Consider the following 23239-nt stretch of genomic DNA (forward strand, 5'->3'; position numbering starts at 1 on the left):
GACTTGGAATATAGCTTAGAAGATTTGCCCAAGATGATTGATTCGATGATGATAGCGTGTGACAGGCTGAAAAATATAAGTACCAGTCTCCGCACTTTCTCCCGTGCCGATCAAGACTACAAAGTCTCTTTTAATATTCACCAAGGCATTGATAGTACCATTCTCATTCTCAAACATCGTTTGAAGGCAAATGAACAACGTCCGGAGATTGAAGTTATCACAAACTACGATAATTTACCTCAAATAGAATGTTTCCCTGGTCAATTGAATCAGGTATTTATGAACATTCTAGCGAATGCTATTGATGCCTTGGATGAATCAAATACAGGTCGAAGCTTTAGGGAGATTAAAGCCAATCCGAATCGGATTATAATTACCACCTCATTGAAAGACAAACAGGTTGAGGTGAAGATTGCTGATAATGGTCAAGGCATGAGTGAATCAGTCAAACAAAAAGTATTTGACCACTTGTTTACTACAAAAGGTGTTGGTAAAGGAACAGGATTAGGATTAGCCATCGCTCAGTCCATTGTTATAGAAAAACATTGTGGAACTTTGGATGTGAATTCTACCCCGGACGTTGGAACAGAATTTGTGATTACCTTACCGATTCTGGCTCAGACTCACAGTTAAGTTGTTACTCGTCGTTCACCCCATGACCTGTTGTAGCAAAGCGACAATTTGGCTCACGGTTCGACTACGCTCACCGAGTGAAGCCGAGGTGCGCTCGTCCTCATTCCTCTCGCCGCCGCTACGCGAACGTTGTGGCGGGAGTCTCTTGGGGGTGATAGATGATGTATTATTTATCACCTTAAAATGTTACATAAGCTCAGTCTCTTGGAAGTTACGTAATTTTTATTACAAGATTAAATTGCAATATACAAGTTTTTCTAAACCAAATATTAATGACAGGATGAACTGATGGCAAATCTTAATCAGTCAGACACAAACACATTTATTTACCCCATTAGTCATTACTACGGGCAGGTAAAGCCAGAGAATTTACTATTTAATGCCAACTTGCAAGAACTTGCTCAAAAAGTTGGCTACATTTCTGCCTTAGAAACTAATGGAAAGCTTGACCCAGAAGATGCTTACAAGCAAATTAAGGCACTTTGGAAACAGTTAAAGCACAGTAAAAAAGGTTACTAATTGGTAAGGAGCCACCAGGAGCAGCTTGAAGTTACTTTAATTCCAGGGGATATGGGACAGGCGATGTCTGAAGACAAGCCGCTTTTCTACGAGACGCTAGGCGAACGCGTCTAAGCAGGCGTTCTCAATCAAAATGGATTAAGGACTATTACTGCCCTTAAGATGATCGCAGTGAACGAACTCGGCAATTAGCAGCCGCAGCTAATATCCCAGGCTTGGGTTCTCTCACACAACTGGTAATTGAATCTGATGTGGTGATTATCAGTTTTAGTCCCCGCTGCCGCAGAGCAAGAATGAGCAGTCATTAGCGGAGGGTATTTTTACAAGTGCGATCGCTCACGTTTAACTTTCTTAAACTTCTGATCAGATTTCAGTTTCCTACTGTTAAGGAAATTAATTGCAACCAATTAGCTCAATTACTGTTGGATTCTGCAAAGCCATGGCCATTACTGCTAGATGCACGAAGTCAAACAGAATATGGGGTAAGCCATATCGAAACAGCAGTGTGTATAGATCATCTCACACCTGACTTAGCAGAACTTTCAACAGTTTCAAAAGATAGACTAATTGTTATCTATTGTTCTGTTGGCTACCGGAGCGCCAAATTAGCCCAACAGCTTGATCAAGCCGGGATGAAGTGCATTTATAACTTAAGCGGTGGGATTTTTCAGTGGGCAAATGAAGGGAGGCTTATTTTTAAAGACGAGCATCAGACACAACTTGTACATCCTTATAATGCAATATGGGGAAAACTGCTAAAAACTACAAACCATACTCAGGAGTGGTAAATTTTAAGAAAATACATTTGTTTTCCTAGCATCAAATTCCTAATAAAACTACTCTTGCTGCATGTCTCAAGTTTCGATTGTCATTCCGACTTTAAACGAAGCAGTTAGCTTAGGGCGTACATTGCGCCAACTGACTTTACTTAATCCCCCTGCAAAGGAAGTGATAGTGGTAGATGGTGGCAGCGAAGATGAGACAGTGGCAGTTGCAAAACAATGCTTCGGGTTATTCGATCAGTCGCTATGTCTACAAGTTATCTCATCTGAGCAGCGTGGGCGTTCTATTCAGATGAATTACGGTGCATCGATTGCAACTGGAAATATTCTTTGCTTTCTTCATGCAGACACTTGGGTACCGGATGACCTAATCAGTGTAATAGAGCAAACCTTAGCAGAGCCAACCATTGCCTGTGGGGGGTTTATTTCTCTGATGAGTGGATCTCAAACCACTCGCTGGGGTGTCTCTCTACATAATTATCTAAAAACCTATTACGCACCACTGTTATTTAAACCATACCTGTTTTTTCGAGGATTACGTCTTTTGTTTGGAGATCAGGTAATGTTTTGTCGTAGTACTGACTTTTGGGATTGCGATGGATTTGATCAGGCATTGCCAATTATGGAGGATGGAGATTTATGCCTGAAATTGGTTAAAAAAGGGCGTATTTATCAGGTAAACCGGATTGTGCAATCTTCAGATCGGCGCGTCGCAAAATGGGGTAGCTTCAAAGCAACTGCAATTTACCTTTATATCGGTTTTTTGTGGGGGATTGGCGTTGATGCAAATTATCTCAAACAATTTTATCAAGATATTCGCTGATTCAGGCTCCAATCATAGTAGAGGTAGGAAATCGGCGTTGAGGCTTGCAAAGGTAAATCTGTTTCTAGGTAAGAGCGGATATATTCTGGAATAGAGGATGTAACTTTGAGAAAGTCTTGACGATACCATTTAAAGATTTTGCTACAGTAGAGCGTTTTACTATCTGAGTCATAACGGACTTTTTCAGGATTATTAATAAAGCGACGGGTGTCTTCATCTAACTGCTGAGTAACTTGTTCAGGAAAATAAGCTCCAGCACGCAGTAATGGGCAACCAACCGAAGCGCAGACAATTGCAAAATGAATTCGCGGCTCCTGTAATTTCTCCCGCAGAATAGAGTTTTCTATTTGGGCTAGACTGTAACGTTCGTCAAATATATAATAACCACGACGTTGAAAGAACCACAAAAAAGCCAGCCAGTTAGGAATGCCTAAGATTCGCGGACGAATTGACTCAAGTGGGTACATCTCCAAAATTGCCGAAATAGTGAACGCATTGTAAAGGTTGATCCACAATGCCAATTGCTCAAGAGTGCTGTAATTAGATGTAAAATCCAGATTTGGTTGACTTGACAACCAATCTTTTAGCGCTTTAGGTTGCTCTGTTTTCCAAGCAATATAGTCTACACGACCCTGTTGATCAACATACTGACGCAATAACCTGTCCCAAGGTTCAAAATCAATCAATAGGTACATAGGCAGCATCTTTAGAGAGTATAAAATTTATTACATAGCGGCGTTGAAAATTGAGAATTGGTTTAATAATTTAGCCTCTAAAGTGCTAAATCTGAAACAGAAAAACATGGTAGAGCCTGTTAGAAACCTAGTATGTTTACTTTTACATTCAAGTAGGGCAAAGTATGATTGCTTTAAGATATTTTGCATTCTTTGTACTACTATTAGCTGGACTATTATCAGCAATTAAGCAAATGAGTCTTGCTTTGGATGAAGAAAACCTTGAGCAGTTCACTCTTTGGACAGGTATTGCCTCTATTATTGCAGGTTTACCAATTATATTGTGGTAAATCTCAGGTAAGCAGATAATTTTTAACTAGGCATATTTATACTTTATAAATACGTTTGATGATGGAGAAAAACCAATAATCGGGCAGCAATTTACGTAGCATGAGCAAAATGGGCGCAGGTTGACCGACGGGATAGCGTATTTTATAACTACGATCAATGGCTGCTTTAAATATTGCCTGAGCAACTAATTCTGGCGGCTCTCCTTTTCTTCCCGCTTCTTGGGATACCCTTTGTGCAGTATCTACTAATGGTTGATACATGGGCAAATCATCACGCACGATCGCTCGATTATTTTCGTAAAATTCAGTTTTAATCACACCTGGTTCAACAATTTTAATTTTGATATTGAATGGTTCTAATTCATAGTGCAAAGCTTCACTAAACCCTTCTACCGCCCATTTTGAACTGTGATAAATACTATACAAGGGGAAAGTAATTCGTCCTCCCATACTGGCAATTTGAATAATAGTGCCACCACCTTGTTGACGCAGATGGGGAATGATCGCTTGGGTGATTCGCATCAAGCCAAAGACGTTGGTATTGAATTGTTTGGCGATTATTTCATCAGTCATGGCTTCAAATACACCATCTACACCATAACCAGCGTTATTTACTAAAACATCAATTTGACCAAAATCTTGGATGGCAGAAGCGATCGCAGTTTGAATACTATTATTATCTGTAACATCTAAAAAATATACTTTGATGTTAGAAAATTCACGGAAATTCTGGTCTTGGCTGGGGTTTCGCATCGTAGCTGCAACGTTCCAGCCTTGTTGCGCGAAGTATATGGTGGTGAATTTCCCAATTCCACTGGATGTTCCGGTGATGAAAACTGTTTTGGGCATGGGTATTAAGGGTAGGGTGTTGACTTTGGTGAGATTTACCCATCGGTGAACCAAATTAAATAAGTAATGAGTAATGAGTAAATATCCATTACTTATTACTCATTACTTAAAGAATGCGAACAATAACTTTTCCCACTGCAAATTTTACTCAAGCCAAGGATTGGAAAGGATTGTGCATGAATTTTTAACCCCTGAAAGGTACAAAATCAACACCCTAGTATTAGACGCTGTTTTGTTTGATGATATCGCGGTATAAGTTAGCGGCTGGGGTTGGTTGGCGTTTGAGTTCTGGGTCTGTATCTAGGTCAATGTGATATAGTCCAAAATCGCTATCTGGGCCAAATTTCAGACCCCACTCACGGTTGGAGGTGATACACCAGGAGACGTAACCGATGACGTTTATCCCGTCTTGACGGGCGCGTTGCACTTGTTGGAGATGCTGACGAATGTAGTCTTCACGCTTGACGACTTTATCGGCTACTTCTACACAGCCATTCTCGATAATCATGATCTCTTTATCGGGGAATAACTGGGCGTGGAATTTGAGCATATCGTAGAGAACACCAGACCAAACTGGCGCATTACTAAAACGTCCAAAAGCAGCATCCATTAATTGTTGAATGCGGTTGAGGCGGAGATTGCTAATCCCCCAGTAATAGTCAAAACCAACAAAATCTTGTTGACCTACACATTCTTGAGGACAGAGGAATGTGGGTAATTTCCCAGCCATACCTAAGTGCCACCAGTTACTTGTCAATGATGTGGAAAGTACGCTGAAAATCTTGAAAATTGGGTCAAAGATGCGGGTGAGCGATCGCAGTACGGGTAAGCGTTGTTGGGTGGAAACGGCGACAAATTTCACTTTGCTGGGATCGCCAAAGATTTGCTTGGCGACTAAACGCGCTAAATCAATCTCTAAGCCGCTAAATTCTCCGGTTTTGGGGTCGCGGTAGCTAAACCCAGGTACGTTTTCTTTGACTGCGACAACTAAATAACCACGGTCTTGAATGCGCCGCAGTGGTGTACCGGGTTGAGGCCGTCCGATAGTTGGACTAGAAGATCCGCCTGTGGTGATGTCAGCTAGGGTTGAACGTCTACCGATTTTCGGTACAGATGGGACGGGTTGATTGGGGAAGTAATGACTATAGCTAGCTTGCCAAGCCCCGGATTCTTTAAACTGTCGCACTACTGTATCTACAATATTCAAGAGGGCGCGATCGCCTTTAACTACAGCTGCGCCATAGTTCTCTACTGTCAGCCCTGCACCATTTTTACCCACCAGTCGATATTGTCCTGGTTGTTGTGTCATCAGACCCAAGAGAATTGTGTCATCTGCAAGAATGGCACTCACTTGTTCATAATCCAAGGCTTGCAAGGCATCAGCGTAATCTTCTACTACTTTGACTTCAACTCTGGGTAACAGGTATTCTATGGTAGATTCCGCCGTCGAACTTTTGACAACTGCTACTGTTTTCTGAGCCAGATTTTCTGGTTGCGGAATGGGACTGCTGGCTTTGACTAAGAGAAATTGCCCCGCCTGATAATAAGTTTCCGAAAACGCTACTTGCTGTTGTCGCTCGGCGGTAATAGTCAAATTAGCAATGACAATATCAACTTTTCCCTTTTCCAACAAACTACGCTCAGTAAAACGTTTACCCTGAGAAATCATATCTTCGGGACGACGCAGATTAGTGACATTGCGATCCACCAATTTCTGCAACCATAGAGGCAGACCCAATAACATGGGGTTTGCTCCCACTTGAGCATCTGGATTGTATTCTTTGAGGATATTTCTGGCGCGTGTATGGGAGACAAACAAATTCCGCATAAGTTTCTGTACGGCGGTCATTTGATCGGCAATAGTTGCACCGCGCTCCAAACCTGGGGGCATAAAATAGGCTCTTTCCCACCAAGGTTTGATGTAACCGTAAATTAATTGACTAGGCTCGTTAAAGCTAATCCAATAACGTGCCAAATGACCCAAACGCTTGGCGACTTCTGTAGCGTAGTTAGCGAAAATAGCTGGAAATTCTGGCGCAGTTAAACCCCCCCGTGCTTCTACATGGATGGGATGGGTGAAATGATGCAGAGTTACAATTGGTTCTAAACCATGCGATCTGATAGTTTCAATTACTTGGCGATAATGTTCAAAAGCTTCTTCACTGAACTTACCGGGTTCAGGTTCTACCCGTGACCAAGCGATCGAAAACCGAAAAGACTTGCAACCAAGGGACTGAGCTAAGGCAATATCTTCAGCGTAGCGATGCCAAAAGTCAGTAGCTCGGCCCCTGACCGTAATACCGCGACGGCGTTCCCATACATCCCGAATATCTTCAAACTGGGAATCGTAAGCTTCACACTGATGGTCAGCAGTTGCAACACCGAATAAAAATGATGAGGGTAAAGGCGTAAGGCGATCGCTCATGTTAATTTCTCCTGAAAAATTATGAAAGAAGGTGGGAGGCGAGACAATACTTTTGGGTTAAGGGTAAAGGTTTGAATTTCCCTTTACCCATTACCCTTTAACCTTTCCCCAGACCAAAAGAGAGATTATTGGGTTTAATCGAAAAGTATTGGAAGGCGGGAGGCAGATTGCTTTTAGCGTCTCCCTTTGGAGAAGGCAGGAAGGATTCAAGAGAAAATTGCACAACTAAACATGAAAATGTATTTTCCCTACACCCTTAAACCTTTATACTCCACTCAGCAGAGGTTTAATTTGGAATTTACGGTTGGTAAGTTTCCCAAATATTGCCCCAGAAAAAACTACCAAACTCTGCCAATAATGTAGCTTTCTCTGTCAGTGACTTGGCGTTAGTGATTCGCCACCCGGAAACGCACTTGGCTACGTCACCCACATCTAGGGTTAAAATTCCTGCACCGATAATTGGACTGTTTTCATCTGTACCTTGATGTAGGTAAGTATAAATAGTTGTCATGTCTTGCCACAAATCAAATCCCGGATCGTTATGCAGTTCTTTCTTGCCTACTAAGTAGTAATCTTGATTACTATGTTCAAAAGCAAGTTCATAAGTAATGTATTTATATCCGGGATTATGGTCATGAGCAAACAGGTTAAACACGCCACTTTTGAGGGGAATGTGTTCGCCAAAATCTGTAAAACTAATATTACCAGCAATACTAGCAGTGTAAGTGGTATCACTTAAAAAACGTTTTAAGTCACAAATGTTAATTGTCAGTTGCAATGAGAGTGAGGAATTGTGCGCTTTGCCTTTTGCTGCCCCCTGGATTGGGTCAGTCTCATTTAAAACAAACCCACCCGCCATCCTTTCGCGGAAAGTCATTCCTGGCAAGTTGTTGTGCATTCGGGTCACGTCTGGCTGGAAGGGCAATCCTGCGGGTGACATGGTTTGCAAATATTGTTTAGCATCGGCATAACCCATATCAACCAAAGTTGCACCATCAATGTTTCCCAAGTAGTAATCAGGATCGAGAGGTAAAGGATAAGCGGGTTTGATGAGGTGGAGTTTGATTGGTTGGGTATGTCCGTAAACTGTCTCCCCTTGCAAAATTCTTTGGTTGATTTCATTGATGCGATCGCACTCTTCAAAAAATGCCCCGTTCGCACTCAGTTCCATCATGTGGACATATTGATTAAAAATTCCCGTTTGATATTCGCTACTATTGCCAATGCACCACAATACCCAAAGTTCATCTGCACCCCGGCGCACCGCTTCCATGAGATTAACATCTTTAATCCACACGGAATCCATGTATAGATAATCACCTTTTTGTACAGGTGGCATCAAGATGGGGACAGAAATCCCTGCAACCAATAAATCTAAATCTAGGCACTCGTGGGGAATGACTTCATTTGTTTTGTGGGTAAAGTTGCAAACATTAAATGTACCTTGCATTCCCTCCGAGGCATTGATTTTGCTGATATCAATTCCGAAGTGTGGGAAAACGCGATCAATAATGCCGTCTGCATCTCCCATAGACAACAAATCCCAGGCTTTGAAGTATTTTTCTAGAGGGATAAAAGAGACAAAATCTTTAACATTCAAAGTCCGCCAGCGATCGCACATCTCAATCGGCGATAGTCCCGATAGCAACATTGCTAAATTCATCGTACCGCCGGAAGTACCATCCGCATGATTGAAACACAGTCCTGATTCGAGTAAGGCGCGGATAGCTCCAGCTTGGTAAGCTACACGCATTCCACCACCAGCTAAAATCAAGGAACGTTTATTCCCTGAGTATGTTGGTTCAGGAGTGCCGTAAGGTTTATGCGGTTGGTTGCTCATAAGTGTATCCTGGTGTAAAAGTACGCAAGCGAAACAAGTACCAGAAAATCAATACTCCTGATAACAGGTCAAAACCAGCAATTAGCAGCGCGAATGGGGAAAAAATTAGCCTGATAACAGCCAAACAAACGGCTATTGAAGCACCAAATTTTTGTAATCCTGCCCAAATTAAGACAATAGGTTGGGGTTGTGGGCTGATTAATGCTTGTAAAAGTGCGCCGTTAAACAGCAGCATAAACATACCGATGATGGCAAAAAAATGCTGGCTAATCGGGGTTACTTCTGCTGAGACAATGTAGAGTACCAAACTAGGCAAAACCATTTGCAACAATCCACTCACAATAGTGAAAATGGCAATGCCAATTAATGATAAGTGGAGTATCTTACCGTTATTCATCATATTTTTGATTAATTTTTAATTGGTATTACATACATCTCGGCTTGATCATCCTTGGGCAAAGCCTTTGGCGCTGGTAGCCATTCTTGATCCAAACCTAAATTAACTACACTTTCTAAACCTTCTGGTTGTTGTGTGGGGGGTGTGTCGTAGCCAAGAAACCAACTCTCCAAATGGTCATCTAGCATCCCTGTGATTTCCGGGAAAAAGCCTGTAAATATAGGTTCGGGGCTAATCTCTAGGTGTTTTAGTGATTGGATACGGGGATGATCGCCTATGGTAAGTTTGGCTGAACCCGGTTTGAACAGCGAAAATCCCAATTTCCCTTGAAAGTAAATCACGGATTTCATCAACATCCCGCGAAATGCACAGTAGTTTGCTGCACCCATTTTCAGAGGAAACCAAGCTTTGGCGGGTTTGGCAACCTCAATTTTCATCACTAGTTGCCCATCTAAATCATATTGACTGCTGACGGTGCGATCGCCAATCACAAAGTCCAAGTTAGCTTGATGTTTGGGCATTCCCCAAATTCCTTTACCACCTTTGACGGAAATTTCAGTACTGACAGGTAAATCAAGTACATACTGCCCAGTGCCATACTGTTGCATCAATAAACCAGGTAGTAATGGCGGGGCTGGTTTTGCGCCATGAGTGCAGGCGATCGCAATACTAAATTCGATGTATTTACCAATGTCAGTAATCTGATAATTAATCACCGTGATCACTAACAACCCCTGATTATTCCATAGCCGCAGAGGATGTACTTCTTTTGCTAGAATCAATTCTTTAGCGCGATCGGCGTTAATCGGAAATACCGCCATCAATGCTGGTGTATGTTCAGAATTAACGGGTAACTGAAAAGGTATGCCATCAACTAGGGAATAAAGTCCTGTTTGTTGTTTTAAACGTTGAGGTATCATATTTTTTCACACATAATTAAATTTATTGGTGGAGAGAGGTAACAGAGGTCTAGAGAATGAAATCTGCATTTTTAAACAGTCTTTTCTAATTCTGCAAGCATTAAAGGGAACACATCTTTGGCTGCATTCTTACCCATAAATATGTCTAAATGACTGTAGTTATCTAGAACGTGTAAAGCATGGTAATTAGGACGCAAAAAGTCAAAATATTTAAAAGTTTCTATCTGACTTTGTGGGAGAAAACAACGGTTAAGCTGCCCAGCAAAAAATACAATCCGGGCATCAGTTTTTGGTGGTTGGGCAATAAAATCTTTTGGTAAATTGGGGAAGTTATCAACAGAAATGAGATGTCCACGATTGATGCACTGAGACATTTGTGCGAAAAAACTGAGCGGCACATAGGCGAATTCCTGCTTCAGCCATTCGTGGGTGGCTTCGTTGAGGTTAGCGTGTTCCCACAATGCCGGGAAGCCAGTCCCATAAGTAAAGCTAACTTGTTTACAGACTGAATTATTACATTCGTGATGCGTAAGACCCACGAACAGAGAAATGATTTTTGCAGCTAGACTTGGTGAATCTATTTGCCATTGTGGGTTTAAATGATCGGTGAGTAAATTGACTGCTGGTACTGCAAAATTGATTTTGAAAGATGACCATGAGGGTACAATCGGATGCAGTGAAACGGCATTGCTGATAATAGTTTTGACTTGTGGGACTAAGCCAGCCACCACAGACATCATGAAACTAGTAGATCCCTGACAATGGATGATAGCTTTGATTTCTTCATAACCCGTCTCTTCGACAATTGTTTTTACCGCTTGTGGATGGTCATTCACTGCGGCTCGGTCAAGTGTCCAATGATTAGGATTCAGGTCAATACTGGCACGCCAGTTTTCTAACCATACGTCATAACCATGAGCAACTAAGTAATCAACTATATTAGTATCCACAGGAGCGCGAAAGATATTGGCTCTGACTCCTGCACCATGCGCTAGTAATACAGGCGATTTAGAAGGAGGCTTTTCACCTCTAACGTTAATTAAGTTGCATTCAAAGCCATCTTTGCTAGTAAAAGGTACTATTCTTTCTCGTAAAGATTGAGTATATGCTGTGGTGTTCATTTTGATAGATTTGTTAATAGATTAGGGCATTGGGAATTACCTCCTTCCCTCTGCCTCATACCTCCCAATACGGTTCGGATAAGCATTTTTCACTTTCCTTGTGGTCTGGGTAAAGGATGTATTCAAAACCTTTTCCCTTTCCTCTTTAACCGAACCGTATTGTCATACCTCGTGTCTCTTAAAGTTAAATGTAGACTTCCGCTAAAGTGCCGGCAAAGAAACGACTGAATCTATCTATTGCTTGTAGGCGTTCCCCAATAGTATCTGCGTTGGTAACTTTCATAGTGGTCATTTGTTTGATGAAGTCCATCGGCTGAATTTTGAGAATGCCTTGACCAACGATGGGATCATTTTCACTGTCGCCCTCATAAACGGTGATGAATAGTGTGGTGGTGTCAGACCAAACATCGAATCCTGGGTCATCATGAATTTGCTTGAAACCTTTCAAGTAATAACGTTGTCCTGATTGCGTCATCATGTGTAAGCGATAACGCATTTGTCTGGTGTTTTGTTGGCCTTGTTGGACAACAAACAAATTAAAATCGCTATTGGTGACGGTTAGGGCTTCTGGTGATAGAACGGGGGCTTTAACTATACCAACTATTTTCCCTAGGTGTTCGGGGTCGTTGAGTAGTTTGTCTAAGTCATCGGCAATTACTGTAACGGTGAACTCTAGAGGCGAGTTGTCTTGTTTGCCTTGCCAGAATGCAGGCTGATAGTTGTCGTCTTTGACTGCGGTAGAAAAGTAGCCACGCATAGTCTCGGTGAATTGAATGCCAACTGTGGTAGGACGGGTAGTGTCACCAGTGACTATGGGTGGGGTAGTTAAATCATAATTAATCGTCCAATCCCGGTCTTTAGCAATGAGGGTACAGCAACGTTCCGCTAGAGCAGAGATTGTCAGTAGTGGATTTACACCTAATGTCCGAGGAACTATTGAACCATCAGCAACATATAAGTTTTCGTAGACGTTTGTTCCTTGGTTGCTAGCAAATACTTGTCCCTTATGGTTGACAACACCGTGTTCAGCATTCTCCGCTAAGATACAGCCTCCTAGTGGATGGACTGTAACTAAGTCATGACCAAAGGCATCAGACCAAATGGGGTTAGGAATTTGTGTACCGCCTAGGGGTTCGGTGGCTTCTGTAAGACGATTATTGACTCGTTGAAAAATGGGTTGGCTTCCTACATCTTGCCATTTAATGCGAAGACGGTCATTTTCTAAGTACATTTGTCCGGCCGCATCATCATGGGTCATGACTAAGTAGGTTTGGGTGTTGCGGACTGCACCAGTGTAAGCACCATGAGTCAAACTCTCAACTTCGCGGATTTTTTCTTCGATGCGATCGCCAAAACCAGAGTCGGTGTCTTTACCTAAAATTTTGGCAGCCGCCGCAAGAGTTTGGGGTAATATAGCAGCCAGACCTCCAGGAATTGAGCCTTCTTCAATAACTAGTCCGTTATCTAATTGGGGCTGTTCTCGCATATCTATGATACCGGTGATGCATGGCCCTACTGGTTCTTGGGTATTCTCCGGGCGATCGCCAAAACCAATACCGTTAATTACTTGCTCGGTGTTATAGCCAAAAGCTAGGACATCACCATTCCCTGTAAAATTATGTCCCAATTTCTCAGATACAGCTAAACCAGCAGCTTGAGAACGCAGCAAAATTTCTGTAGATCCCAATGTCCCAGCCGCCAGAATCACAATATCAGCACTGACAAACATTGTGGGAGCGTTAAAGTTTTCTTGACCTGTGTTTAATAATTGGTAATGGACTAGCCAGCGATTCCCCTGGCGTTCAACTCGTCGCACGGAAACTTGTGTATAGATTTCTGCACCGTGATTTTTTGCATCTGGGAGGTAGTTCATTAACACGGTGTTTTTGGCTTTATTATTACAGCCAGAAACGCAATCACCGCAGAGATTACATTTGTTTTGTTCTACACCGACATGATTCACCCCATCTTGAAATGTCACATTGATGGGGGGACGATAGAACTTTTCATTCAAATATTTAGACGACTTTTCTAAAGCTTGTAATTTTGGCAGAGGAGGAAAATTTTCGGGGTAGGGAGTAGGTTTGAGCATTTCCTCTGCACGACGATAACCTGCGGCTAATAAAGTCCCGGCATCATCACGCAATTCCTTTGGCCAGCGTGAATCTGCAAATACACGCGGTTCAGCTTGTAATGACACATTGGCGTTAACTAAAGATGTTCCACCTAGTCCACAACCAATAAAGACATTGATGTCTTTATTCACATGAAAGTCATACAAAGCTGTGTGCGAACCTAGATGATGTTGTGGCAAATCTATCTGCATTTGTGCCAATGCTTTACTTTGAGTTTTGGGATATTCACCAGGTTGGAATTCTTTCCCTCGCTCTAAAATACACACTTGCTGTCCGGCTCGTGCTAAACGCGATGCGGCAATACTACCACCATAACCAGAACCAATAACTACAACTGTATAGTAATTTTTTAAGTTTTCAATCGGGCTGGATAAACGAGTCATTATATTCATCCTGAGCAATTATGGACATGAAAATATACACTCATCTAGATTACAAATGGAAGCAAAAGATAATCTAATGAGAATTTTTGATGATGCAGTAGGATTTTTAACTACTAGTATTGCAATTCAAAAGCAATCAAAGCTTTTCCAGAAAATTCAATAAAAATGGTGTCGATAATAATTTGTTGCCATGTACAAATTGCACTCAAACCTAATCCCTAAGCCCTTCACTAAAAAATAAGGGTAGTAAGAATTAACCCCTTATCTCTGTGAAGGAGAGGTTTAGGGAGGGATTACATTAATAAGTTATGTGTGGCTTTAATTAAAACTAAAGCCTGATTAATTTGGATTAGACAACCAATTTAGTTATACGATTCAGTTATCGGAGCTAACTCGGTATTATATGCAGGTTAACAAAAAAGTTAACATTCTTTTACTTAAATTAACCAAGTTAATGATTAAACTAACTCTGAAATTTATACACACTTATGGTATGTACAATTTCAGTCACAGCGTAGCATTGCAGACAATTTTTGGCAATGTTCAATTCGATTTTGTTCACGGGTTACTTTAAAACATACTGCTAGCCGTGATGTTATCTCCCTTTTGGTATTAGGACTTACGCAAAATATCTCTCAAACTCTTATTTCTCCGTGTCCTCTGCGCCTCTGTGGTTAGTTATTCCGTAACTCTTACGTAAGTCCTACATATAAATCTTGGCACAAGGTTTAACACCAAATGGCACTAAGAAAACCTGAAACCTTTGTCTGAGGGAGGTGTGGGAGGATGGGGAAGAAATCTGGCTCCCCACACTCAAAAGCCAGTTAAATCACGGGTTTGCGATTAACAAGCGTGCCATTCGTTTAACACCAATATGCTACTCATCACCCCAATAGCCTACATCAGCAGTATTTTCGCCAATCTTGAGAGAATCGATTATTTGGCCAATTAGCTACGGCTTTGGGCATTAGCGAAAAGGAAGCGATGCCTTCTCTACGAGAGGCTTCTCTTTCAGAGACGCTAATGCGAACGCCAACGGCGGGCTGCGCCTACGCTGTAAAAGCACTATCAGAACAAACAGTTGTCTTCCACAAGAATGAATTCACAATCTACCTGAGAAAAGTTTTTATACTTTCACAAAAGCAATTATGGTGTTATTACTAGTACAGAGGGCGTGCAAATAAGCCACTCATTTGAAATGTCTGAAACCCTGGTAAATAGGTAACTACGAATTACGAATTACACCTTGCGGTACTAGCTTGTTTTAGATCAACTACTAGGTTACAAACATAAAAGTATATAAATTATTTACTACTAATATTTGTATTTGCAATTTCACACCTTTAGAAAATTTATTTTCATCTAAAAATTTAGATGTAATTACGAAAACACGCCGATATTTACTTGCATTTTAATTTAACTATCTAGTACTAAGGGAGCTAACTTGTGATGTCTCTTTTCAATTTTCCCATACAAAAAGTCAATGTTGAGCAAACTCTCAAACACTTTTGGAAAATCAATGTGCCACTGACCTTTGTTGGTGTTTTCACTTTTGGGTTATTGCTGTTGATGCTGCCAGGATTGCTAATTGATGAGCGTGTTATTACTGGCGCACCCGCTTGGCTCAAGCCCTGCAAATTTGCGTTTTCAACTTCAGTCTATTCGTTCACTTTTGTATGGCTGTTGGGCTTGCTCAAACAACATCGGCGACTCGCTAGTTTGGCTGCAAATGCTACGGCTTTTGCATTGGTTGTGCAAATAATAGTCATCATAGTTCAGGTAGTACGAGGTACAACTAGCCACTTCAACTTTAGTACTCCTGAAGATGAAGCCCTCTGGAAATTTATGGAAATTGCCCTGGTTTTCCTTTGGGCAGCAACTTTAGCTACAGTAATTTTACTGCTGCTAGAGCGTTTGGATAATCCTGTTTTAGCGATCGCATTGCGGTTTTCCCTTTTCCTAACCTTCATTGGTATGGGCTTAGGCTTTTTCATGACTCTACCCACACCTGAACAAAGTTCGGCGTTGGCAGCAGGTCAGCCAGTGTTACATATCGGCGCTCACAGCGTGGGAGTAAAAGACGGTGGCCCTGGTATCCCCATACTTTATTTAAGTACTCAGGGGGGTGATATACGACTTCCTCATTTGCTGGGTATTCATGCTGTGCAAGCCTTACCATTATTAAGCTGGTTGATTACTTCAACTTTGTCACACCTGAAACAGCGCACACAAGTGGCTTTGATGTGGATTGCAAGTTTTGCGTATGCTATGCTGATGTCCCTATTCACTTGGCAAGCATTACGGGCCCAGCCAATAACTTCTCCCGATGCATTTACACTGGCTGCCCTCGCTGGGTTAATTGCAGTGACTTTAGTTGCGACGGTAGCAAGTTTAGTTATTGACCGCTATCAATTGCTCAAAACACAAAGTTTTAGCGACTAAAATCTATGTCTTCTTTGCTAATAGGCAACTTTGATGAAAATCCGTAATAACACCTTGAATGGATAAAGGTAAGAGAGCATCCTGAAGAATCAGTTCCGGCAAAATCTCTGTAAACATCTGTACCGTCTGCTGAATTTGCTCGAAATCTTCAGGAACTTCTACTAATATTCCAGACTGTTCGTTCACTCCATCCCCATACTTATCGGGTTTTGGGGAAAACAAAAAACCTTTTCCCCAAACCCAATTCTGAGTTAAAAATGCCCAAAGTGAGCAGTATTGCAGTCTATCCTACAATTTCAATTCATACTTATATTTACCAATTTCCTTGAGTAACGCCTCATCAGAGTATTCTTCTTCCCATTTACCCTGTAGCTTTAGCCGTACAGACTGTGCGCCGCCACTAGGAGTACAGACAACCCAGTAAGTATCTGGTTCTCCTTCGACCTCGGCTGCATCTTCAGCTTTTGAAGTATCAGAAAGACCTGAAAATGCTTGAATACAAGTCCATGTAATTCCATCTGAATCTTTAATTTCTCTTGTCATGTTTGTTTTTAGTACAATATTTCATTAGTTCGTAGCAAATTCAATTTGGCAATAGCCTGCATTGTTAATGCATCAGCTTGCATTGTTAATGTGTTGGCTTGCATTGTTAATGCATCAGCTTGCATTGTTAATGCTATGCTTTTACGCAAAACTGTAGAAACTGTACTTAAGTTAATTTTAACTGGGCAGAATTTCTGGTTGATCATCCAAACTGAGGAGGAATTGAATTAAATCTGTCTGTTCTTGAGTGGTAAAGCCAGCTTCAGCATCTACCCAATAAGCGTGTCCTCTACCGTCTACATTCGACTTTTGCAAATCTGGATTAGTTTGGTTAACTGCAACCATTGTCTCACGAAGATTACGGTCAACTAACACCCATAAGCTTGCTTGTGCGTCGGGTAAAATATTTTGCATTAATGTACCAGCCATCCCAAGTTGCTCAGGATTTGCTACCACAAATTGTCCGTTCTGTTCATCTTGCTTTAATGCTGAAGCACTAGCAGCCACGCCACCATCATGTAAATAAGGCGCAGTTAGATACAACCCAATCAAGCTTGGTACTTTGTAACCACCGGCTGGATTGTTCATTCCAAAAGCTAACTGTTGCGCTTTTTGCGGCGTAATTTCTGTAGGAACTTCTAACACTGGAGGATTAGATTGCAAGGGAACAGAGACACTATTAGGGTAAGTTTGGGGTGTGGTGAAGTTCTTAGCGAATGGCGCTAATGTAGGGGCGCGTGATGGTTGAGTTCCAATCTCGTTTTGAGCGATGACATCATGGTTAGTAAAGTAGCGTCCACTATGACAGTCTATGCAGCCAGCACGATTAAATACAGCCGCCCCTTTTTCTAGAGATGTAACATCACTAACTTGAATCGGTGGTGGTGCTAGAGTATTTTGCCAAGCAGACATCGCATTCAGCTGTTCGCCAACGGGAAAGCCAGGAGAAGATGCCATTAAACCATCTAACATAAACGGCGAACCTTTGGGGTATCCAGGCATCCGAATTACTTCATTGATTGCAGGTTCCCCAGGAGTAGGATCGATTTTGTCAAAAAATTCTGATGGTTTTGCATCTTTAGGTAATCTCAAAGCTGGATTTGCGGCATTTTGCAGAATCACGCCTAAATAGGTTTCCTTATCAATTCCTAATGTGGATTGACTGGCATCAGCGCCATTTGTCCCGTCTGAGTTTGTGGCGTGAACGTTGCTATTTAAGGTAGTCAAACCGTGAAACCAACCAATTGCCGAATGACCACTCCAACCGTAAGGCCAGGCATCAAAAGTATAAGATGATGGGATTTGTGAGGGATTGTTTACTAGAGTGCCGGTAGAATCAAAGCTTCCAGGCGGCCAAGTTAGGAGTTTTGCATCCACTGCATCTTCTAAAGTTTTGGCATCTGGTAAGCGGGATTCTTTACCCTCAGCGTTAATGTAAGTATGTTCTCCCGCCGGAATTTCAGTAGGATTAACATCTGTTTGGCGAAACATGGCTGCGGAATTAGTGGCAAATGCCAAAACCAAACCCGTATTAACGTCATTATTTGGTGCGCCTTCTAAGATGCGTCCAGTTTTGCTGTCAAGTGTGGCGTGACATAAAGCGCAGGTAATACCAAATCTCAACTTACCTTTAGTGAAGCTAGCACGCATACCCAGTGGTACAAGGGAATTTGCAGGTACGTCTAATCCTGTATTCAACAGTGTGCCAGCTTTAAAAGTGCGTCCACCTATTGTTACATCTTCATTTATGGGAATTCGGAGATTGGTTGTATGCTTACCGCCAAGTTTAGCGATCGCCTGACCTACAGTTATCATATTAATCGGGCCGTTCAGCGCCCCAACTACATCAGTTTGGAAAATTTCATTCCCAAAAGTTTCCGAGTAAAAAGCATCCCGTCCCAGCTTTAAAGTTTCGTCAGTAACAGCAAACGCACCATTTTCAGGAGATAGTTGTTTGCGTCCCTCTTCTGTATTTAGTAAACGTGTTGCTTCTTCCTTATTAATCGCGTATCCCAAGACATCATAAGAACCAACTTCTTGAGGTGCAGCCTGGGTTACAGGTGTAAAAGTCTTATCTAGACTGGGAGTTTTACCTAAAACAAATTCTAATCTGTAGGCGAAGAAGCTAACAAAAATCACTAAAAATAACAGTATCCCAATATTTCCCCATCTATTTTTTTGAGGCTCCACTTTCGGAGGATTGGAATCTATAACGATACGTGGGTCAGTTTTCATAGTTTTGATGTCACGAATGAAACACTTTATCCGGTGCTGATTGAGTAAACCACTCCATAGCTGTTTCGGCGATCGCAGCCGGAATTGTATGTAACCCGTTGAATTCAAGGTATTCTAGGTCATAGCCTGCTTGTTTTAACTGTTGTACAATCCGGCGACTGCACCGTTCAATCGGCAACACCGTATCGAACTTCCCATGAGAGATGAACAGACGCGGTTTCCCGGATTGGCTAGCAGGAGCCATGAATCCGGGTGAAAAACCAATAATGTGGTTAAACAGATCACCATTGGTAATGCCAACCGAAAGGGCGTAGGAAGCACCATCTGAGAAACCAGCGATCGCTATCTGGTTCGGAGCGATCGCATAATGATTGAAAGTTTGTGTTAATGCCCGTTCGATAAAGGCAATATCAGGACCATAGCCACCCCGAAGAATATCCCAAGTTTGTTGGCGTGAGTCTACTGCCAACAGAATTGTCCCAAAGCGAATTGCTAGATGATAAAGGATTTTTATAGCACCCTCTGCATGGCCTCCGGCTCCATGCAATATCAACACCAGGGGAGCAGGCTGATCTGCTTGATAAGTTTCAGGTACATAGACAAAACCATCTCGCTGCCCATCTAGCCCTAGTGGGCGTAACCCGGTCAAAGCGTTTGTTGTGGGGCGAGTTGGGCGGGATAACAACCGTCCTTCAGTAGCTTTAGAATCAACTTGCTTTGAGGTTTCCATAACTAATAAGTTCCGCTTTTGGCAATTGGATAGTTGAGAGGCAGCGAGTGGTAAAATCATTCCTGGTAGCGCGAACTGGAGTAGTTGGGGGATTGTTTTGTGTCATTGCGATCGCCTCGATCGGCAACTAACTGACACCGGAGGATTTAAAACGAACCGCAGAGGCACAGAGAACACAGAGAGAAAGATTCTAAAACTTTGCTGGGTTGACGCTAAGAAAATCAAGTTCTTTTCTTGCCCTGCTCCCCCTGCCTCACTCATCATTTTTGGGTTGGTCGAGTACTAGTAGTCTGTCCCATTAAATTTGAGGGGTAAGAGAACGAACCGCAAAGGACGCAAAGAGCGCAAAGTTAAGAGGTAAAGAAGAGAAAATCAAAATTAATGCGATAGACCACTAATACTCTGGCAAGTCAACTTTGACGATTAGATAAATTCTTCAATTCCTCTTCTTTCCTTCTTCCTTTGCGTTCTTTGCGCCCTTTGCGGTTCGTTCCTTTACCCTTCAAACTTCGCTTGACAGACTACTAGTTAGGTGTTTCCAGCATAGCTAGCTAATACTGCTACTCCCAAGGTGAAGACTATACCCCACTTTATCCTGGGATGAGTTTCTAACCAGGTAGAGACACTCGGCTGTGTCTTTTTGCTAAAATCGCCCTCAACACGATCAAAGTTTGAAATAGGCTCAAATAGGTTGTCTGGAGCATCTTCTGGCTTTGGTTCTGTTGTCTTCTGTAACTTAAAACCAGCTTGCAGCAGCAAAGTATCCATCAAGCGCGGTGATAACCGTTGCGTGAAATCCATCACTTGCCCAGCATCGCCAACGATAATGTCACGGGTTGGATGTTCAGCAACATAAAGAATAGCGTCGGCAACAGCCTGCGGTTCATATATTGGTGGCAAACCTTGTGGTTTAACGCCCAGCTTAGTACGGGATTTGTTAAACAACGGCGTGTTAATCGAGGCTGGCATCACGTTAGTGACGTTAATAGGCACTTTTTCGTGGATCAATTCAATCCGCAAAGCTTCTAAAAAGCCATCTATTCCATGTTTGGATGCAGCGTAAGCACTATGAAATGGCAATGAACGCTTGGCTTCCACTGAAGAAACATGAATTAGCGATCCTCTACCTTCGCGTTTAATATGAGGTAATGCTGCCATTGCCCCATGTACCTGTCCGAGCAAATTGACATCGATAATGCGTTTAAATTCTTCTGGGGTTGTTTGCTCAAAAGTTGCATAGAGATTGACAGCAGCGCAGTGTACCCAGGTATCCAGCCTTCCGTAAATTTGAATTGCTTGATCTGCGATCGCTTTGACTTCCTCAAACTCTGATACATCGGCAGTTACGGCAGCAGCTCTACCGCCCATTTGGGAAATTTCATCCACTAAAGACTCTAGTCCTGGTTGGCTGCGAGCAGATACAATTAACGATGCACCCCGTTTAGCGAACTCTAAAGCCGTTTTCCTACCAATGCCACTGGAAGCTCCTACAACTGCAACAACCTGCTGATTTATTGGCTTGAGTTGCATTGCTTTACTCCTTTGATTACTGCGTACTGTTGCTTGCTGCGATGTTTTTGTCAGCTTTTCCCCGGAGGGTGCGAATAGCAGCAAGAATTTCGGGTACTGCAAGCACTAACGACGCGATTGAACTGACTGTTGCAACTTGGCAGTACTCACAAAAAGCTTTGTTCTCGCTCCATTCTTCCTGAGCTAACTTGGCAGAAACCGCAGTGTCTAACACGAGCTTAACGCCCATTGCAATTGGTATAAAAGGATTACGCCGGGCGCGATCCAGCCCTCCAGCAGCAGCTAGCCAGGCAGTGAGTGCATAATTAACTACCATGATTGGCCCATCGGGTGAGTTAAATCGGCTGTAAGCATAGTTAGATGCGTCAACTCGATCTGCATCAAATATGGGGATTGGCGGATCGGGGAGGTGGTTAACGATCCCTGTTTGGTAAAGCGTCACGATTTGTCCCATTGAACCTCCAAGCATAGACAAGCCAATAATCGCTCGTCTCCGGCTCATGTGAGGGTCTTTTCCTTGACGCAGTTCTTGACTCAGTTGTTTTGCATCCATAAAGTTAGTTCAATAAAGTTAGTTCAATAAAGTTAGTTCAATTTTTACTTAATCAATCTCTATTGATAGATACATCAGCCATTGGCGTATAAACTTTACGACAGCTACTTACGTTTTTGACGTTTGACTGCATAACCATAGGGTACAGCCCAGTTTGGTGTTTCATCCAAGCTACACTGAGCATGAATAGACCAGTATGGGTCGCGCAACAATTCTCGACCGATGAGAACTAAATCTGCACAGCCACGAGTAATGATTTGATTGGCATACTCAGCATTATTTATTAATCCTACAGCCGCTGTATTGATTTGAGCTGATTGCCTAATTTTGGCAGCAAAAGGCACTTGATAACCTTTCTCTACAGGAATTTTCGCTTGAGGCACTAACCCGCCTGTAGAAACATCGATCAAATCAACACCTAATACTTTTAGTTCACGAGATAGAATCACTGATTGCTCAATATCCCAACCGCCTTCTACCCAATCAGTAGCAGAGATGCGAACAAAAAGTGGCATACCTTGAGGCAAAATATCTCGTACCCGTCTTGCCACCTCTAGCAATAGACGTATTCTATTTTCTAACGAACCTCCGTAAATGTCTGTTCGTTGATTACTGAGCGGTGAAAGAAAAGAATGTAATAGGTAGCCATGAGCGGCGTGGATTTCGATTACTTGAAAACCAGCTTGCAGCGCACGCTCTGCTGCTTGAACAAATGCGATAATGGTTTCTTCAATACTACGCTCATCAAGGGACATGGGAACAGGACTATTACTATCAAACCCAATTGAGCTTGGTGCAACTATAGTCCAAGCCCCTTCTTCAGGTGTTAAAGGTGAACCGCCTAGCCAAGGAACATTACTACTTGCCTTTCGTCCAGCATGAGCCAACTGAATGCCCACAACCGCTCCTTGTTGACGAACAAAGCGCACAATGCGTGCTAATGGTTCAATCTGCGTATCATCCCAAAGACCGAGATCACCGGGTGTAATTCGCCCAATGGATGTTACTGCTGTTGCTTCCACCATAATTAAACCAACACCGCCAACTGCCCTGCTCCCCAAGTGAACAAAGTGCCAATCATTTGCTATTCCATTCTCTGCGGAATATTGACACATTGGTGACATTGCCACGCGATTTGGCAAGATTAAATCTCGAATTTTTAGTGGACTAAATAAGTCTAATTCAGGTATATCCTGATCGTGTAAACAACCTGATTGACTTCCATAAGACCCTAGTGATTCTAATCCCCTATAGGCTACGGATGATAAATTTGTTAAATTCTCTGTAGACATCTATTTGTTAATTCCTCTAGACTTTGAGCTAACAATTAATTTTGGGTGTATATTGCTAAAACA

The 23239-nt window shown here is 42.3% G+C and carries 22 protein-coding genes; 7 read left to right on the forward strand and 15 right to left on the reverse strand.

Annotation, left to right across the window (positions count from 1 at the left end):
• The 4 genes from GNF10_RS04365 to GNF10_RS04380 all read left to right on the forward strand — a co-directional run.
• A partial coding sequence (locus tag GNF10_RS04365) for a sensor histidine kinase (RefSeq protein WP_185592988.1) occupies positions 1–633 on the forward strand: 633 nt, incomplete at its 5' end.
• A 288-nt stretch (positions 634–921) separates the two neighbouring features.
• On the forward strand, positions 922–1152 hold the full coding sequence (locus tag GNF10_RS04370; protein ID WP_185583967.1) for a hypothetical protein: 231 nt from the start codon (positions 922–924) through the stop codon (positions 1150–1152).
• A 422-nt stretch (positions 1153–1574) separates the two neighbouring features.
• The gene (locus GNF10_RS04375; RefSeq protein WP_260446191.1) at positions 1575–1940 is read left to right on the forward strand and encodes a rhodanese-like domain-containing protein; all 366 of its coding nucleotides are present in this window, start codon (positions 1575–1577) and stop codon (positions 1938–1940) included.
• Between the two features lie 61 nt (positions 1941–2001).
• Entirely contained in the window at positions 2002–2757 is a 756-nt protein-coding gene (locus tag GNF10_RS04380) for a TIGR04283 family arsenosugar biosynthesis glycosyltransferase (protein ID WP_185583963.1), read from the forward strand.
• Here the strand turns inward: GNF10_RS04380 and GNF10_RS04385 are convergent.
• Positions 2742–3452 carry a DUF547 domain-containing protein gene (locus GNF10_RS04385; RefSeq protein ID WP_185583961.1) on the reverse strand — a complete coding sequence of 237 codons (711 nt, stop codon included), beginning with the start codon at positions 3450–3452 and terminating at the stop codon, positions 2742–2744. The two genes, GNF10_RS04380 and GNF10_RS04385, sit on opposite strands and share 16 nt — an antisense overlap.
• A 164-nt stretch (positions 3453–3616) precedes the next feature.
• Between GNF10_RS04385 and GNF10_RS04390 the strand changes: the two genes are divergently transcribed.
• The gene (locus GNF10_RS04390) at positions 3617–3781 is read left to right on the forward strand and encodes a hypothetical protein (protein WP_221643722.1); all 165 of its coding nucleotides are present in this window, start codon (positions 3617–3619) and stop codon (positions 3779–3781) included.
• Positions 3782–3817: 36 nt separating this feature from the next.
• On the opposite strand, the gene GNF10_RS04395 is transcribed toward GNF10_RS04390, so the two are convergent.
• From GNF10_RS04395 to GNF10_RS04425, 7 genes are all read right to left on the reverse strand, one after another.
• Positions 3818–4630, reverse strand: coding sequence for an SDR family oxidoreductase (locus GNF10_RS04395; protein ID WP_185583959.1), 813 nt, complete (start codon positions 4628–4630; stop codon positions 3818–3820).
• A gap of 220 nt (positions 4631–4850) precedes the next feature.
• Positions 4851–7055 carry a family 1 glycosylhydrolase gene (locus GNF10_RS04400; RefSeq protein ID WP_185583957.1) on the reverse strand — a complete coding sequence of 735 codons (2205 nt, stop codon included), beginning with the start codon at positions 7053–7055 and terminating at the stop codon, positions 4851–4853.
• A 298-nt stretch (positions 7056–7353) separates the two neighbouring features.
• Entirely contained in the window at positions 7354–8895 is a 1542-nt protein-coding gene (locus GNF10_RS04405; protein ID WP_185583955.1) for a patatin-like phospholipase family protein, read from the reverse strand.
• Entirely contained in the window at positions 8876–9295 is a 420-nt protein-coding gene (locus GNF10_RS04410; protein ID WP_185583953.1) for a patatin, read from the reverse strand. The genes GNF10_RS04405 and GNF10_RS04410 overlap by 20 nt, the downstream gene beginning before the upstream one ends.
• 8 nt (positions 9296–9303) lie before the next feature.
• Entirely contained in the window at positions 9304–10212 is a 909-nt protein-coding gene (locus GNF10_RS04415) for an acetoacetate decarboxylase family protein (RefSeq protein ID WP_185583950.1), read from the reverse strand.
• 71 nt (positions 10213–10283) lie between these two features.
• Positions 10284–11333: an esterase gene (locus GNF10_RS04420; RefSeq protein WP_185583948.1), complete on the reverse strand. Its 1050-nt coding sequence runs from the start codon at positions 11331–11333 to the stop codon at positions 10284–10286.
• 184 nt (positions 11334–11517) lie between these two features.
• On the reverse strand, positions 11518–13851 hold the full coding sequence (locus GNF10_RS04425; protein WP_185583946.1) for a GMC family oxidoreductase N-terminal domain-containing protein: 2334 nt from the start codon (positions 13849–13851) through the stop codon (positions 11518–11520).
• Between the two features lie 984 nt (positions 13852–14835).
• Between GNF10_RS04425 and GNF10_RS04430 the strand changes: the two genes are divergently transcribed.
• The gene (locus GNF10_RS04430) at positions 14836–15015 is read left to right on the forward strand and encodes a hypothetical protein (protein WP_185607121.1); all 180 of its coding nucleotides are present in this window, start codon (positions 14836–14838) and stop codon (positions 15013–15015) included.
• Positions 15016–15300: 285 nt separating this feature from the next.
• Positions 15301–16293, forward strand: coding sequence for a hypothetical protein (locus GNF10_RS04435; protein ID WP_185583944.1), 993 nt, complete (start codon positions 15301–15303; stop codon positions 16291–16293).
• Between the two features lie 3 nt (positions 16294–16296).
• Here the strand turns inward: GNF10_RS04435 and GNF10_RS04440 are convergent, their stop codons facing one another.
• The 7 genes from GNF10_RS04440 to GNF10_RS04470 form a co-directional block, all read right to left on the reverse strand.
• The gene (locus GNF10_RS04440) at positions 16297–16479 is read right to left on the reverse strand and encodes a hypothetical protein (protein WP_221644632.1); all 183 of its coding nucleotides are present in this window, start codon (positions 16477–16479) and stop codon (positions 16297–16299) included.
• 102 nt (positions 16480–16581) lie between these two features.
• Entirely contained in the window at positions 16582–16836 is a 255-nt protein-coding gene (locus GNF10_RS04445; protein WP_185583939.1) for a hypothetical protein, read from the reverse strand.
• A gap of 177 nt (positions 16837–17013) precedes the next feature.
• Positions 17014–19071, reverse strand: coding sequence for a hypothetical protein (locus tag GNF10_RS04450; protein WP_260445927.1), 2058 nt, complete (start codon positions 19069–19071; stop codon positions 17014–17016).
• 10 nt (positions 19072–19081) lie between these two features.
• Entirely contained in the window at positions 19082–19861 is a 780-nt protein-coding gene (locus tag GNF10_RS04455) for an alpha/beta hydrolase (RefSeq protein ID WP_260446275.1), read from the reverse strand.
• Between the two features lie 468 nt (positions 19862–20329).
• Positions 20330–21331: an SDR family oxidoreductase gene (locus tag GNF10_RS04460; RefSeq protein WP_185583937.1), complete on the reverse strand. Its 1002-nt coding sequence runs from the start codon at positions 21329–21331 to the stop codon at positions 20330–20332.
• A 16-nt stretch (positions 21332–21347) separates the two neighbouring features.
• Positions 21348–21884 carry a vitamin K epoxide reductase family protein gene (locus tag GNF10_RS04465; protein ID WP_185583935.1) on the reverse strand — a complete coding sequence of 179 codons (537 nt, stop codon included), beginning with the start codon at positions 21882–21884 and terminating at the stop codon, positions 21348–21350.
• A gap of 104 nt (positions 21885–21988) precedes the next feature.
• Positions 21989–23176 (reverse strand): NADH:flavin oxidoreductase/NADH oxidase, encoded by a 1188-nt coding sequence (locus GNF10_RS04470; RefSeq protein ID WP_185583933.1) that lies wholly within the window; start codon positions 23174–23176, stop codon positions 21989–21991.
• Positions 23177–23239: the final 63 nt, after the last annotated feature.

The sequence above is a fragment of the Nostoc sp. UCD121 genome, assembly GCF_014222285.1.
In the GTDB taxonomy this organism is placed as follows: Bacteria; Cyanobacteriota; Cyanobacteriia; order Cyanobacteriales; family Nostocaceae; genus Nostoc.

Coding starts and splice junctions, on each gene's coding strand:
- GNF10_RS04445 (WP_185583939.1), bottom strand. CDS start 16,836: ATGACAAGAGAAATTAAAGATTCAGATGGAATTACATGGACTTGTATT.
- GNF10_RS04430 (WP_185607121.1), top strand. CDS start 14,836: ATGCCTTCTCTACGAGAGGCTTCTCTTTCAGAGACGCTAATGCGAACG.
- GNF10_RS04400 (WP_185583957.1), bottom strand. CDS start 7,055: ATGAGCGATCGCCTTACGCCTTTACCCTCATCATTTTTATTCGGTGTT.
- GNF10_RS04380 (WP_185583963.1), top strand. CDS start 2,002: ATGTCTCAAGTTTCGATTGTCATTCCGACTTTAAACGAAGCAGTTAGC.
- GNF10_RS04395 (WP_185583959.1), bottom strand. CDS start 4,630: ATGCCCAAAACAGTTTTCATCACCGGAACATCCAGTGGAATTGGGAAA.
- GNF10_RS04410 (WP_185583953.1), bottom strand. CDS start 9,295: ATGATGAATAACGGTAAGATACTCCACTTATCATTAATTGGCATTGCC.
- GNF10_RS04460 (WP_185583937.1), bottom strand. CDS start 21,331: ATGCAACTCAAGCCAATAAATCAGCAGGTTGTTGCAGTTGTAGGAGCT.
- GNF10_RS04420 (WP_185583948.1), bottom strand. CDS start 11,333: ATGAACACCACAGCATATACTCAATCTTTACGAGAAAGAATAGTACCT.
- GNF10_RS04370 (WP_185583967.1), top strand. CDS start 922: ATGGCAAATCTTAATCAGTCAGACACAAACACATTTATTTACCCCATT.
- GNF10_RS04415 (WP_185583950.1), bottom strand. CDS start 10,212: ATGATACCTCAACGTTTAAAACAACAAACAGGACTTTATTCCCTAGTT.
- GNF10_RS04405 (WP_185583955.1), bottom strand. CDS start 8,895: ATGAGCAACCAACCGCATAAACCTTACGGCACTCCTGAACCAACATAC.
- GNF10_RS04465 (WP_185583935.1), bottom strand. CDS start 21,884: ATGGATGCAAAACAACTGAGTCAAGAACTGCGTCAAGGAAAAGACCCT.
- GNF10_RS04450 (WP_260445927.1), bottom strand. CDS start 19,071: ATGAAAACTGACCCACGTATCGTTATAGATTCCAATCCTCCGAAAGTG.
- GNF10_RS04385 (WP_185583961.1), bottom strand. CDS start 3,452: ATGTACCTATTGATTGATTTTGAACCTTGGGACAGGTTATTGCGTCAG.
- GNF10_RS04390 (WP_221643722.1), top strand. CDS start 3,617: ATGATTGCTTTAAGATATTTTGCATTCTTTGTACTACTATTAGCTGGA.
- GNF10_RS04455 (WP_260446275.1), bottom strand. CDS start 19,861: ATGATTTTACCACTCGCTGCCTCTCAACTATCCAATTGCCAAAAGCGG.
- GNF10_RS04435 (WP_185583944.1), top strand. CDS start 15,301: ATGTCTCTTTTCAATTTTCCCATACAAAAAGTCAATGTTGAGCAAACT.
- GNF10_RS04425 (WP_185583946.1), bottom strand. CDS start 13,851: ATGACTCGTTTATCCAGCCCGATTGAAAACTTAAAAAATTACTATACA.
- GNF10_RS04470 (WP_185583933.1), bottom strand. CDS start 23,176: ATGTCTACAGAGAATTTAACAAATTTATCATCCGTAGCCTATAGGGGA.